This is a genomic window from Microcoleus sp., from assembly GCF_041354475.1.
Classification (GTDB): domain Bacteria; phylum Cyanobacteriota; class Cyanobacteriia; order Cyanobacteriales; family Microcoleaceae; genus Microcoleus.
This window is the reverse complement of the sequence record NZ_JBGJZU010000025.1, coordinates 13951-27217: the sequence shown is the minus strand read 5'-3', so window position 1 is coordinate 27217 and position 13267 is coordinate 13951. Positions and strand designations below refer to the sequence as shown.

Sequence of the window (13267 nt, the reverse complement as noted above, 5' to 3'; positions counted from 1 at the left end):
AAAAACAATGAAATCATTAGTTCGTTTAGGTGCAATTTTGGGGATTGTCGGCAGCACTCTGCTTGGCCCATCACCCCTAGGTAATATGTCTGCAATGGCACTGCCGGAACCGCAAATTTTGGAAAAGTTGCGATCGGTTCCAGTGTTTACCATTACAGATGCTCAGGGTGCACCTCTGATCGCTTCTGTACCGAAGCAAGGTCAGGGTCAAACTGGTAATGCTTCTGTGGCTGGAATTTTCATCAGCCAGAAGGACGCTCAAGCTTTTGTCGATAAACTGAAAACCAGCAATCCTCAGTTGGCGGCATCGGTGCGCGTAACGCCCGTGTCCCTCGGAGAAATTTATCAAATCACTCAGGCAAATAAAGGTAAGCCGGATGAAGTATTGTTTGCCTACGTTCCGACTCCCCAGCAAGTCCAGTTAGCTAAAACTGTACTTCAGCAGACAGGGCAACAAGTCAACGAGTTCAATGGTGTGCCTCTGTTTTTGGCTAGAGGTGGCCCGGAAAATGGTTATTTGACCATTCAGCGCGGTCAGGAAGAGGTGATTCCTCTGTTTTTTAACAAGGAAGAATTGCAAGGAATGGTGGAGCGTTTTAAACAGCAGCAGCCAAGCGTAACGACGGCAATTAAGATTGAGGTCGTTAATTTGGAAAGCGTTTTGGAAGCTTTGCGTACTGAGAACGACAAATTTTTAACACAACTGATTTTGATTCCTTCACGGGAGTCACTGGAATTTGTGCGATCGCTCCAACCCGCGGGCGCAGGGAACCAAAGTCAACCCCCGGCATCCAACCAAACCAGACCGGCACCTCAAGCTCCAATTCCCAGCCAACCCCGACCAACTCGTTAATAATTAGTCAGTTGACAGTTGGCAGTTGACAGTTGGCAGTTGGCAGTTGACAGTTGGCAGTTGACTGTTGACGGTTGACTGTTGACGGTTGACGGTTGACTGTTGACTGTTTTCATTAGTTACCAATGCCCGATGCCCAATGCCCGATGCCCGATGCCCAATTCCCAATTCCCAATTCCCAATTCCCAATTCCCAATTCCCCATTCCCATGTTTGTTTCTGGTTTAGAGCTTTGGCAGTGGATAAATCGAGCTAAGGTAGAGGCGATCGATTCTGATGTTTCCTTAGCCGAACTAGAATGGTTGCTGCAAGAGTTGACAAGTTTGGATAAATTGGCTCTGCGTTTGGAGTCATTTAAAGATTTACTCCAAATTAAATCGAATTTATCCTTAGCTGAACTTGACCAATTGTGGAAGCGACGGTTGCAGGAACGAGTGCCTGTGCAGTATTTAACTGGCACTACCTATTGGCGAGATTTTTCCCTCAAGGTAACGCCGGCGGTGCTGATTCCTCGTCCTGAGACAGAATTGCTGATTGATTTGGCTGTGGAAGCGCTGAAGCCCGATCGCCTTCATACTAAATCTAATTGGGTGGATTTGGGAACTGGTAGTGGGGCGATCGCGATCGGACTAGCTTCGGTATTGACAAATTCCACAATTTATGCTGTAGATTTTTCGACCGCAGCCTTGGCAGTTGCTCAACAGAATGCGGAGAATTTAGGTTTTGGCGATCGCATTAAATTCGATCGAGGTGCGTGGTGGGAACCGCTAGAATTCCTGAAAGGGCAAGTTAGTGGCATGATATCTAACCCACCTTACATACCCAGCAGCACAGTATTGACTCTGCAACCTGAAGTTACCAAACACGAACCTCATCTAGCCTTAGACGGCGGTTTAGATGGATTAGATTGCATCCGGCATTTAGCCGAAACAGCTCCCGATTATTTAGAATCCGGGGGAGTCTGGTTGGTTGAAATGATGGCTGGACAAGCTGAGGCGGTAGTTGAAATACTGGAAAGTCAGGGGAGTTATTGCGATGTTCAGATATTTGCTGATTTAGCGGGAATCGATCGCTTTGCTTTGGCGTATCGGCGTTAGAAAGGATTACTCAATTTTAAATTTTGGATTTTGGATTTTGGATTGAAAAGCTACCCCTTCCCACTTAAAGAATATGGAATTATTGAACCGCGAAGACGCGAAGGACACGAAGGAAGAAAATAAATAGAGTTGAATAATTTCGATGAAGAGTTGATTTGATATCAATGATTGTTGATAATTACGCCGCCTTAAAAAAGAAGGATTACCTATTGACAGGCATGGATTTTTCGTGGTATTATTTAGATAATGGGAGTGGTCACAAAAACACATTTTTGTCACCACTCCCATTATTAGATTATAGGTCATCAGGCGGGGAAAGTCAAGCATTTAACCCTGAAAAAAAAGGCGATTTTTTTTATTTGCATCAAAAAAATATTTATTATTTCTAGCTAAGTCAAAATCGACCCACTCATCATGCGCTGATATCTGCGTTCCAACTCATCCCGCACCACCGGCCAATTGTTCAAACTTTCATCATCTTCAATTACCATTTGAGCAGCTTGGCGCGCCAACTCCAAAACTTCCTGATCCTCTACCAAACTCGCCAAGGCAAAATCTGGTAAGCCTGATTGACGAGTTCCCAAAACTTGACCAGGCCCGCGCAATCTCATGTCCATTTCAGCAATAAAAAAGCCGTCTTGGGACTGTTCTAAAACTTTCATTCTCTGTATGGCATCAGTGGTTTTAGAACCAGGCATTAGCAAGCAGTAAGAACGGTTGCTGCCCCGACCAACTCTACCCCGCAACTGGTGCAATTGTGACAGTCCAAAACGCTCGGAATTTTCGATTAACATGACTGTTGCATTGGGGACATCGACGCCAACTTCTACCACCGTAGTAGATACTAAAATATCAGTTTCTTTGTCTCTAAACTTAGTAATTGCTGCATCTTTGTCAGCACTACTCATTCTACCGTGGAGCAAACCAACCTTAAAGTCAGGAAAAATACTTGTTTCAAGTTTTTCTTTTTCTTCAATAGCCGATCGCACATCCAGCTTTTCCGACTCTTCCACCAAGGGTAACACAACATAAACTTGACGTCCGCTAGCCACTTCCCGCCGAATCAGATCGTAAGCTTGACTCCGTTCCTTTGAAGACAACACAGTAGTTTGAATCGCCTGTCTTCCCGGTGGCAATTCATCAATTTGACTGACATCTAAATCACCATGCAATGTCAGCGCCAACGTCCGAGGGATGGGAGTTGCAGTCATGGTCAAAACGTGGGGAGATTCCCCTTTTTGTTGCAACTTAGCCCGTTGTTGTACACCAAATCGGTGCTGTTCGTCAATGACTACCAACCCTAATTTATGAAAATTTACAGTATCTTGAATGAGGGCGTGAGTTCCGACTAAAACAGGCAATTGTCCGGTTTCTAACTGACTGTGAATTTCTCGTCGCTTGGCGATTTTTGTGGAACCAGTTAACAATTCCACAGACAAGTGCATCAAGTTGAACCAGCCTACTAATTTGCGGTAATGCTGTTCTGCTAAAACTTCCGTCGGTGCCATTAAAGCTGCTTGATAGCCGGATTGAATGGCGGCTAACATTGCTACGACGGCTACTACGGTTTTGCCAGCACCCACATCGCCTTGGACTAATCGGTTCATCGGTGAAGGCGATGCTAAATCGTTGAGAATGTCGTTAATTACTCTTTGTTGTGCGTTGGTTAATGCGAAGGGCAATATTTGGTAAAAATGTTCGATTAACTGGCCACTAGGAAGGATGATGGCGCTAGCTTGAGCTTTTCTTTGGGTTTGACGACGGTTTAAAAGTCCTAGTTGCAGATAGAAAAATTCGTCAAATACTAAGCGGCGACGGGCGGCGGCTAAACAATCGCGATCGAGGGGAAAGTGAATATTGGTCACAGCATCGGCTAAACCCATTAAACCATAGCGATCGCGCAAATCGGCTGGCAACGATTCTGACAACTGTTTCGTCGCCGGCATCACAGCCAAAATCCCTCGCCTGACGACACCGGCATCCACTCCATCTGTCAGGGGATAAACGGGGATCAATCGGCCAACTTTCATGGATTCGATCGCACTTCCTGAGTCATCTAATACTTCTAATTCAGGATTTTCTAAAGTAATTCCATATTTGCCCTGCTTGACTAATCCCGAAGCTGCTAGCACTGCACCGGTACAATACTCGCGCTTTTTATGTTCTTGCCAGCCGCGATTGCTGTAACGTGGACCTGCAAAAAAGCGACTGAGTTTAATTTCGCCACTGCGGTCTTTTAAAATTAATTCTAATATCGTTAACTTCTTATTTTTGGGACTAGAAAAGCAATTACAGCGCTTGACTTGGGCAATCAAAGTGACTGTTTCTCCTGCTACTAATTCCCTAATTTGTACTTGCTTGGCATAGTCAATGTGGTTGCGGGGATAGTAGTAAAGCAAGTCGTATACAGTGTATAAACCCAATTTAGCCAAGCGGTTGCCGTTTCCGGGTCCAATTCCGGTAACGCGGGTCAATTCTTGTGTCAGAGTCAAACTCACTGCTGTTGATGTTGAACTCAGAGGTGCAGTGCGAGTGGAAATTGGTGGATTTTTTATTTCCTGTGTTTCCTGTGTTTCCTGTCTTTCTGGTTCCGCTTGTTGGCTGCTTTCTTGTTCCCAAACTCGCTGGGTTTGTGTCAGAAAACTGCTAGTAATGGCGAGCAAATGCTGACGTGCTTCGATATCCTTCTGTGGATAGATGTCAAATTCGGCGGCTAGTTGACGGGTGCGATCGCGCAAATTGGCAGTAACCACACCAGCGAGTTGTCTCAAGCTGACACTGAGAAACTCGCTGAAACGGTATTGACTGCCTTGTAAGTCGTTAAATCCGCGATCGGCTTCTACTGCAAGAGCTTTCTGCCACCGCTGCCATTCTGGTTGGTTATTAGTCATCACTCATTAGTCATTAGTTATTTGTTATTGGTTATTTGTTATTGGTTATTGGTTATTTGTTATTTGTGTTAATTCCAATGTCCTATTCCCAATTCCCAATTCCCTCCCCCTTTGGGGGGTAGCCCAATTCCCAATTCCCAATTCTCCAGTCATTAGTTACTAATCATAGCTCAATCATTCCAGAGAACTGACAAATCACTAATCTTCCAACCAACTCGATCGCCAAGCTGACTCAGCCTCCACCACCGCTAATTCGCGTCGCTTTTTCTGGTAATCGCGTCCCAGAGTATTTAACCGCACAGATAAGTTGCGAATTTGCTGACGGTAAGTTGAGGTTGCTACATCGGCAAACTCTATTTCCGACAATCGCAGTTTAATCGCTGTAATTTGGATGCTGGTAGTACCTCTGGTTTCTCTCAAGCTTTTCGATTCTGAGGAACTACCTGTTTCAATGATGATGTTTAATAAATGAGGAGGTCCGGCGACGCTTTCCCCGGATGATTCTGCTTGATAAGCAGCTTCTAAAACCTGTTCTGGCAATTGATTGGATAATATTCCCGATTGTTGCAGTAAGCGATTTATGTCGCGAGAAAGCTGTTTGATAATGTTAAATATTGCCTTTTCAATATTCCGTTGCCAGCGCGCCAAAGTTTCCGGGGAATTGGCAGGCAACTCTGGCTGTCTGGCGGGATATTGATAATTAATGATAGAATCTTCTTGTTCTTCTATATCCCGATCGTCATCTATATTATCATCTTCTTCTCTGTTTTCATATTCGGCTAGTTCATCATATTCTTCTAGGTCTTCATCTTCTTCTATGTCTGCGCTTGGATCTTCTTTATTTGCTAGCGATCGCAATTTTTCTTGAGATATTGCAGCTAAAAGCCTTACCGAATGCTGCATTTTCTGCCGTTCTTTGAATGACAACTTGAGAAACGCATCAGGGGTTACTTGAGTGCAAAGGTGATAGCAAGCCAAAATCAACTGCTTTCGCACTGCTTGTCCCAAAGCAGTTAGATAATCTTCGTAGGTACTGCGAAACTCCAAATTCAAGCCTGTTAAAGTTTCTTCTAGTGCTGCCAAATCTTGCTCTATTCGCTCTCTCGATCCCACCATATCTCCCCGCTCAAATTTAAAAAAATTGAGAGTTAAAAACTAAAAATGTAAGCATGGCGATCGCATTTTTGGCTTTTAATTCTCAATTTTAATGGTTAATTACTGAATACCCATTTGGGCAGCCACTTCATCGGCAAAATTAGCTTCTACCTTTTCAATACCTTCGCCCAACACAAAGCGCACGAATCGGCGAACTTGGATATTTTCTCCAATCAGGGCGATCGTTTGTTTCACCAATTCTTCCACCGAGATGTTTTGATCGCGAATAAAAGGCTGATCCATCAAAGACAACTCTTTCAAACGCTTTTCAATTCGCCCTTGAACAATCTTTTCTTTGATATTTTCTGGCTTGTTACCCAAGTCATCCTTGCCTATTTCAATTGCCTTTTCTCTTTCGATAATTTCGGCGGGGATGTCTTCAACTTTCACGTATTCGACGTTGGGACAAGCTGCAATTTGCATGGCAATATTCCGCACCAAAGCTTGGAAATCTTCGCGGCGGGCGACAAAATCGGTTTCGCAGTTTACTTCGACCAACACGCCGACGCGGCCGCCTGTGTGAATGTAGCTACCGACAATACCTTCTGAGGCAACTCGTCCGCCTTTTTTACCGGCAGAAGCTAGACCTTTTTTCCGCAGCCATTCAACGGCTTTTTCTAGGTCGCCTTCATTTTCAACGAGGGCTTTTTTACAGTCCATCATGCCAGCGCTGGTTTTGTCGCGCAGTTCTTTAACAAGTTTTGCAGATATTTCCGCCATCTTCTTTAATTTCCCAATCAAAATAAATTATTAGTCATTAGTCATTAGTCATTAGTCATTAGTCATTAGTCATTAGTCATTAGTCATTAGTTCTTAGTCCTTAGTCACTAATTTTAATGTTAATGATTCTATGTTAATGATTAGACTTTTTGACAAAATACTCAGTTCACCCAGGGACACTTTGTATTTCTAGCGCCATAATTAATTATGGCGCTAACTTTCGGCTGTTGCCAGCACTCTACTCACACGCCTTTCATCCCACACTAACCGAGGCGGTATAGTGTGGGGATTCCCGTCTGTCTAGCTAAGGAACCCTAGGACTCGTCTGCTTCGCCGTCGTCGGTTTCATCATCTGGATCTACATAATTGGGGTCATCCAATTCTTCGATTTCGACATCATATTCCCCGCCTTCGTAAGCACCTTCGTAGTCGTAGTCTTCATCGATGTCGTTACCTTCGAGTTGACCGTGACGACCTTCATAGATGGCATCAGCCAACTTGCCAACAATCAGCTTAATCGATCGAATAGCATCGTCGTTAGCCGGAATCGCAATGTCCACCAAATCGGGGTCACAGTTAGTATCCAGTAAAGATACGATGGGAATTCCCAATTTTTGGCATTCCAACACCGCATTATACTCCCGGCGTTGGTCTACCAGAACCACTCCGTCGGGAATCTTCCGCATAGACTTAATTCCGCCCAGATATTTCTGGAGTTTGACCATTTCACGGCGCAACACCGAAGCTTCTTTTTTCGGTAACAAATCCAGAGCACCTGTTTCCTCGCGGCGCTCCAAATCCTTGAGGCGTTCTACGCGGGACTTAATTGTCGTCCAGTTGGTGAGCATTCCACCCAGCCAGCGCTGGTTGACATAATAAGCACCACAGCGTTGGGCTTCTTGTGCTACAATCCCGGCAGCTTGGCGCTTCGTACCGACGAATAGAAACTTTTTGCCTTTTTCGGAGGCTACTCTCATGTACTCATAAGCATCTTCCATGAGCTGAGCGGTTTGCACGAGGTCGATGATGTGAACCCCGTTGCGCTCTGTAAAAATGTAGGGAGACATTTTCGGGTTCCACCGGCGGGTTTGGTGTCCGAAGTGAACTCCTGACTCTAGCATTTGAGCCAAACTGACTACTGGCATGGTTTTTAACTCCTAATTCGGGTTAATCCTCCACCCGGTCGTATTTCTGAAGGTTTGCGCCTTAGAAACACCCGAAAACCCGGATGTGCGAATTTAAACAACTTTTCTAGTTTATCACAGTCTGTGCTAATTTGTTCGACAATTTTAGACATTTATTTAGATATCTTGTGAGAAAATTGCCCTGTTGCCACTGTCTGGCGCCTTCTACCTGAAATCTTGCACCATTTTTGAGAACAGGGGCGACGGCCCGCACCACCAAGAGAGCTGCGTTTTATCTGACATTTTGCATTATTGTTCAAAACAGGCTTTCCTATCTGTGGCACAAAAAAAGAGAGCCCATCTGCATTGAGCTCGATCGCTAATTTTGCCCCTGGCACTTGTCCCTCTTAATATAAGCAAAAATCCCTAATCTAAAAACACCATGCCGATCGCCATTCTAGTTCTAGTGGAAGTTTTAATTGTCATCGCACTATCCAGACTTGTCGGTTTGGGATTCCGGTGGATCAAGCAACCTCAAGTCATTGGAGAAATCGTAGCAGGAATTATGCTCGGTCCGTCTCTGTTTGGTTTGGTTGCGCCAGATTTAGCAGTAGCAGTTTTTCCAGCCGAAGCCGTCCCGTTCCTGAACGTGCTATCAGAAATTGGGCTAATATTTTTCATGTTTTTGATTGGTTTGGAACTGAATCCGAAGTACCTCAAAAACAACTTAGACACAGCTATTTTGACTTCCCACGTCAGTATTTTAGTGCCATTTTCCCTGGGAAGTTTGCTAGCACTGCTACTGTATCCGATTATCTCAAATAACAGCGTTTCATTTACTGCTTTTGCGCTGTTTTTGGGGGCGGCAATGTCAATTACAGCATTTCCGGTACTGGCCAGAATCATTACCGAACACAACTTGCAGAATACGAAATTGGGGACTCTGGCCCTGACTTGTGCAGCCGTGGACGATGTGACAGCTTGGTGCTTGTTAGCAGTGGCGATCGCGGTTACTCGCACTAACTCAATGGTTGGCGCTTTGCCGACAATTTTTGAAGCCTTAATTTATATCACTTTCATGCTCACAGTAGTCCGCTGGTTCTTGCAGCGGCTTTCCAAGCACTACAATCGTACAGGCAGACTAACTCAGTTAGTATTGGCCGGAATTTATATGGGAGTTGTAGCATCAGCCCTAATTACTGAATGGATTGGCATTCACTTAATTTTCGGTGCATTTTTGCTGGGCGCAGCTATGCCAAAAAATGCGGGATTAACCAGAGAATTAGCTCAAAAAACCGAAGATTTTGTCCTGATATTTCTGCTGCCAGTATTTTTTGCTTACAGCGGTTTACGCACAGAAATTGGTTTGCTCAATAGTCCAGAATTATGGTTGCTGTGCGCCGCAGTATTAGGAGTAGCAATTATTGGTAAATATGTCGGAACCTACGTGGCAGCTAGAGTGTGTGGCATCAATAACCGCGAAGCTTCTGCCCTGGGATGGATGATGAATACTAGGGGTTTGACTGAACTAATTGTGCTGAATATCGGTCTTTCTCTGGGGGTAATTTCGCCCATCTTATTTACGATGTTAGTGATTATGGCTTTAGTGACAACTTTTATGACTTCGCCACTATTGGAGTGGACTTATCCCAAACGGCTGATTCGGTTAGATATTTCAGAATTTAGTTCTGATGATTCAGAATTAGAAAATTCAGCAAGTGTGGCTAACAGCGAAGAAACTGATAAAAAATTGCTACCAACTTATCGAATTTTAGTACCAGTTGCTAATCCCAGCACCCAGAAAGGTTTGCTGCAACTAGCCGTAGCACTGGCGCAGTCGGCGGGTAGGGGTGGTAGCGATTTACAGTCGGCGGCGGTTCATCCTCTGAGTTTGATAGAATTAAGTGAGGATTATGCTTTTGGAAGTACCCCTGCGGAAGCCGATCGCATTATTCAAGAGCGACACTTGAAACTAGGAGAATTAATTGAGAGTTTGCAGCCTCCAGAAGCTCGACAATTGGTGCATCCGATCGTTCGTGTGACTAAGGATGTGGCGCGGGAAACTGCACAAATTGCCGAAATAGACCGGGCGGATTTAATCTTAGTAGGATGGCACAGACCTACTTTTAGTAGTAACCGTTTGGGAGGGCGTGTCGGTCAAATCCTCAGCACTGCTAAAGTCGATGTAGCAATTTTTGTAGATAGAGGGCGGGAACGGTTGAATAATTTGTTAGTGCCTTACGCGGCGAATATTCACGATGATTTGGGATTAGAATTGGCGCTGAGACTGTTAGTTAATAGTGAAGATCGGCGTTTGACGGTATTGCGGGTGGCTACTGATGGTGAATCGGAAAATGAGCTTAGTTATGAGTTTAGGCGAGTAATTGAGCAGTTGCCGCTGGAGGTACAGTCACGGGTTGAAACTCCGATTGTGGAGGCTGCGGAGCCAATTCAAGCGGTGATTGCGGCTTCGGCTCAGGCTGATTTGACAATTGCGGGTACGAGTCGGGAGTGGGGAATTGAGCGTCAAACTTTGGGGCAGTATACTGATGAATTGGCTGTTCAGTGTCATTCTTCGTTGCTGATTGCGCGGTGTTACGTTAAAGTGCGATCGCATTTGGCTTCGGTACTTCCTCAAAGGTAGTTAGTTGACAGTTGACAGTTGACAGTTGACAGTTGGCTGTTGACTGTTAACTGCGTCGCCCTGAGCCCTTCGGCTACGCTCAGGATAAACGCAGTCGTTGGGTTGACTGTTAACTGTTCCGAAAGCAGTTGTTACGTTACCTATTACCTATTACCAATGCCCAATGCCCGATGCCCAATGCCCAATGCCCGATGTCCAATTCCCCATACCCAATTCCTAATTCCCAATTCCCCAAATAAATTATGAGTCATTTCAACATCAAAACATTGACATTTTACGGGATTGCGATCGCCTCTGTCACATTGCTATTTAAAGTAGTAACTGCCTACGGAGAAACTAATTTGAAAGCGGCTCCTGCTATTGCGGGGAGTTATAGCTTTGATGCAAAAAATTTGCCCGAATGTCTCAAATCAGATGATTTGGTATTGACAATTGAGCAATCTGGTGTTTATCTAAGTGGTAATTTGAAGTCAAATAACAATTCTGTCGATCGCCAAAAAACTAATCCTGAGAAACCAACTCTAGCTGGCAAGTGGGAAAATCAAGGATTGAGTTTGTCCGGTGCGGTTCCCAATTTAACCGGTTGTGGCAAGTCCACAGGCGACGGTAGTCAAAACAGTTTGGTGAAACTGCGAGGAGTTGTGGAGGGAGAAAGCCTGAAAGGAAAAATTAGTCTGGTTGAAAATGCAGTGGCTACTGATTTTATGGCCCAAAAGGTGAAAAAAAGAGAGCAGCAACCAGAACAAGGACATTGATTTGAGTGCCTGTTGCCCCATTTTCCTAGTCCCTAATCCTGGGAGCATGGAAGTCTGGGAGTCGATCGCCGTGACCAGTTGCTGCTAGATTGAAAACATTGATAAAAATAAAGTATCTCATAGGAGTCCTGAGTTGAGAATTTCTCATGCCAGAGACCCCGCGTCCCCGTATAGTTTGTTTGGAATAGATGTTGCCGTGATCGTAATGCCGTCAGAAACTTCGCTTGCCGAGTCAAACCCGTTGATTTTAGACAGTTTGCCAGATTTGTCGCCCTCCGATGGCGGATGTCCACGCCGCGCCAGATTGCAAATTGACCTGATGTTATTGGCGATCGAAGCCTTGTATCTCGGAGGTGCGGAAGAAATGCTGGCAGTCTCAAGAGAACTGGAATTGGCAGGAATTATCAAAAATCGGGTTGCCCTGTGGCTGCTGCGTAATACTAACCCCCTGCGTCGCTATACCCAACGTCGCGCCCTCACGGTGCTCGAAGCAAAAGCGCTGGTGGCGATCGCCTGCAATTTGGCGCGCAAGCTAACAGCCACAATTCGCCAGTTGCTGCTAGACTCCCAACAGTTGCGCTCCAGAAATATCCCCTTCAACCAGCACTTACCGTTGGCGGAGTATTTAGAACGGTTTCGAGCTCACTTTCGATCGCGCATGAACCCCAAGCGATCGGTAGTGGCAGCTTACGACTCCGACGAAAAGCTGGACGAACTAGCTTTGAACTTGTTGAGCAAACTGCTATTTTGTACTGGTACAGCCGGAATGCAGAGGTTTTGGGTGAGTCTGTTTGATGGAGAAGTTGAGTAATGACTATTAGGCGTCAGTACAGTTTGCCAAATTGCACCCTAGTTCTAGAAGGGTTGAGCGATGGATCGGTGGCAAGCCAGTTAGAAATACGGCCGGTGCTTTCGATACTAATGAGCGCTGAATGCTATTTGAGCGGTCTCACCGAGCCCCTAGCGGGGGGACGGGATTTTTTTGAAAGCTTGGTGAGGGTTGTCAGTGGCTACGCTCAAGAATTTATGAGCGGAGTCCATTATCCCGATCGCTATGACCCTGATTCAGCCCTGGTGCAGTTGCACAGAATTGACGGCAATTTGCATAGATTGACCATTCTAGCAGGCGCATCGGACAGCGGAACCCAAATCGATCAAAAAACACAACCCTCTGCTGAAATCGATTTAACCACGGTGCAGCTATTTGATTTGGTAGAGGCGATCGACCAATTTTTTGCCGACACCCAGACACTGCCAGAGTTATCGCTGCAATTAACCCCTGTTTCCAAGCGCTATATCAAATCAGCAGCACCGGTAGCGCAGCGGGTGTTACCTGCGGCGGTAGGGGTGTCAAGTTTGGCTTTAGCTGCGATGGCATTTTTCTTGGTACCACTGCCAGAAGTCCAACGCCCCAGAGAGCCCGTGCGTCAATCCAATGCTACGGGCCAGAATATCGGCACGCCAAATCCGGGTGCGGGGACACCCAATCCCAATCCCACACCCGCAGCAGAGGGTTTGCTACCAGACGATCGTACTCAGTCAGCTATATCGCCGTCCCCAAGTCCGAGTCAAACTCCGGGTGAAACACCAAGCCCAACTGCCAGTCCCATTTCTGCTGCTAATGCTTCGCCATCCGTTACTCCCACGCCTGTTGCTGAAGGTTTGCAGGAGGCGGCGGTGGGAGTTCCGATTACCGATCGGGCAAAAATTGAGCTGTTGAATGGCAAACTGAGGGAGGAAATTGACGGAGTTTTGAAAACGAAGGCACCTGTGGAACGGGAGTTGGTTTATCGCGTGAGTGTGGCTACCGACGGTGCGATTGTCGGTTACAAATTACAGAATTCTCAAACAGTGGATGGAATGGGCGAAGCGTTATTTTCTGAGTTGCTTTACAAGCCTGTCGGCACCAGGCCACCTGCGGAACCCCTGGCTGATTTCCGGGTAGTTTTGGTACCGGGTAGCAGCGTGCAAGTCAGTCCTTGGTAGGCTGGGCGGTGTCAATCTCGGTAGGGGCCGTGCCAAAAGCGCC

At 45.8% G+C, this 13267-nt stretch carries 12 protein-coding genes; 7 read left to right on the top strand and 5 right to left on the bottom strand.

Annotation, left to right across the window (positions count from 1 at the left end):
• Positions 1–7 precede the first annotated feature (7 nt).
• Positions 8–853: a Tic22 family protein gene (locus tag ACBR23_RS11905; protein ID WP_341740047.1), complete on the top strand. Its 846-nt coding sequence runs from the start codon at positions 8–10 to the stop codon at positions 851–853.
• Between the two features lie 3 nt (positions 854–856).
• Here ACBR23_RS11905 and ACBR23_RS11900 read toward each other — a convergent pair whose 3' ends face one another.
• Positions 857–1057, bottom strand: coding sequence for a hypothetical protein (locus tag ACBR23_RS11900; protein WP_371119611.1), 201 nt, complete (start codon positions 1055–1057; stop codon positions 857–859).
• Positions 1058–1061: 4 nt separating this feature from the next.
• Here ACBR23_RS11900 and prmC point away from each other — a divergent pair, with 4 nt between their 5' ends.
• On the top strand, positions 1062–1949 hold the full coding sequence (prmC, locus tag ACBR23_RS11895) for a peptide chain release factor N(5)-glutamine methyltransferase (protein ID WP_371119612.1): 888 nt from the start codon (positions 1062–1064) through the stop codon (positions 1947–1949).
• Between the two features lie 164 nt (positions 1950–2113).
• Positions 2114–2338, top strand: a complete 225-nt coding sequence (locus ACBR23_RS11890; protein ID WP_371120934.1) for a hypothetical protein — start codon at positions 2114–2116, stop codon at positions 2336–2338.
• Here ACBR23_RS11890 and recG read toward each other — a convergent pair whose 3' ends face one another.
• The 4 genes from recG to rpsB all read right to left on the bottom strand — a co-directional run bounded on the left by recG (position 2339) and on the right by rpsB (position 7860).
• Positions 2339–4840: an ATP-dependent DNA helicase RecG gene (gene recG / locus ACBR23_RS11885; RefSeq protein WP_371117211.1), complete on the bottom strand. Its 2502-nt coding sequence runs from the start codon at positions 4838–4840 to the stop codon at positions 2339–2341. It abuts the gene before it with no gap.
• A 198-nt stretch (positions 4841–5038) separates the two neighbouring features.
• Positions 5039–5956, bottom strand: coding sequence for a hypothetical protein (locus tag ACBR23_RS11880; RefSeq protein WP_341740153.1), 918 nt, complete (start codon positions 5954–5956; stop codon positions 5039–5041).
• Positions 5957–6055: 99 nt separating this feature from the next.
• Entirely contained in the window at positions 6056–6715 is a 660-nt protein-coding gene (gene tsf / locus ACBR23_RS11875; RefSeq protein ID WP_341740154.1) for a translation elongation factor Ts, read from the bottom strand.
• 314 nt (positions 6716–7029) lie between these two features.
• The gene (rpsB, locus tag ACBR23_RS11870; protein ID WP_341740155.1) at positions 7030–7860 is read right to left on the bottom strand and encodes a 30S ribosomal protein S2; all 831 of its coding nucleotides are present in this window, start codon (positions 7858–7860) and stop codon (positions 7030–7032) included.
• Positions 7861–8281: 421 nt separating this feature from the next.
• On the opposite strand from rpsB, the gene ACBR23_RS11865 reads away from it, so the two are divergent.
• The 4 genes from ACBR23_RS11865 (at position 8282) to ACBR23_RS11850 (ending at position 13224) form a co-directional block, all read left to right on the top strand.
• Positions 8282–10483 carry a cation:proton antiporter gene (locus ACBR23_RS11865; protein WP_371117210.1) on the top strand — a complete coding sequence of 734 codons (2202 nt, stop codon included), beginning with the start codon at positions 8282–8284 and terminating at the stop codon, positions 10481–10483.
• Between the two features lie 242 nt (positions 10484–10725).
• Positions 10726–11238, top strand: coding sequence for a hypothetical protein (locus ACBR23_RS11860; RefSeq protein ID WP_371117209.1), 513 nt, complete (start codon positions 10726–10728; stop codon positions 11236–11238).
• Positions 11239–11443: 205 nt separating this feature from the next.
• Positions 11444–12049 carry a DUF3038 domain-containing protein gene (locus ACBR23_RS11855; protein WP_371117208.1) on the top strand — a complete coding sequence of 202 codons (606 nt, stop codon included), beginning with the start codon at positions 11444–11446 and terminating at the stop codon, positions 12047–12049.
• Positions 12049–13224: a DUF4335 domain-containing protein gene (locus tag ACBR23_RS11850; protein ID WP_371117207.1), complete on the top strand. Its 1176-nt coding sequence runs from the start codon at positions 12049–12051 to the stop codon at positions 13222–13224. The genes ACBR23_RS11855 and ACBR23_RS11850 overlap by 1 nt, the downstream gene beginning before the upstream one ends.
• Positions 13225–13267 lie beyond the last annotated feature (43 nt).

Bases quoted from the DNA above. Each gene is read 5' to 3' on its own strand.
- rpsB (WP_341740155.1), bottom strand. From the start codon at position 7,860: ATGCCAGTAGTCAGTTTGGCTCAAATGCTAGAGTCAGGAGTTCACTTC.
- ACBR23_RS11855 (WP_371117208.1), top strand. From the start codon at position 11,444: ATGCCGTCAGAAACTTCGCTTGCCGAGTCAAACCCGTTGATTTTAGAC.
- recG (WP_371117211.1), bottom strand. From the start codon at position 4,840: ATGACTAATAACCAACCAGAATGGCAGCGGTGGCAGAAAGCTCTTGCA.
- ACBR23_RS11865 (WP_371117210.1), top strand. From the start codon at position 8,282: ATGCCGATCGCCATTCTAGTTCTAGTGGAAGTTTTAATTGTCATCGCA.
- ACBR23_RS11850 (WP_371117207.1), top strand. From the start codon at position 12,049: ATGACTATTAGGCGTCAGTACAGTTTGCCAAATTGCACCCTAGTTCTA.
- prmC (WP_371119612.1), top strand. From the start codon at position 1,062: ATGTTTGTTTCTGGTTTAGAGCTTTGGCAGTGGATAAATCGAGCTAAG.
- ACBR23_RS11900 (WP_371119611.1), bottom strand. From the start codon at position 1,057: ATGGGGAATTGGGAATTGGGAATTGGGAATTGGGAATTGGGAATTGGG.
- tsf (WP_341740154.1), bottom strand. From the start codon at position 6,715: ATGGCGGAAATATCTGCAAAACTTGTTAAAGAACTGCGCGACAAAACC.
- ACBR23_RS11890 (WP_371120934.1), top strand. From the start codon at position 2,114: ATGATTGTTGATAATTACGCCGCCTTAAAAAAGAAGGATTACCTATTG.
- ACBR23_RS11880 (WP_341740153.1), bottom strand. From the start codon at position 5,956: ATGGTGGGATCGAGAGAGCGAATAGAGCAAGATTTGGCAGCACTAGAA.
- ACBR23_RS11905 (WP_341740047.1), top strand. From the start codon at position 8: ATGAAATCATTAGTTCGTTTAGGTGCAATTTTGGGGATTGTCGGCAGC.
- ACBR23_RS11860 (WP_371117209.1), top strand. From the start codon at position 10,726: ATGAGTCATTTCAACATCAAAACATTGACATTTTACGGGATTGCGATC.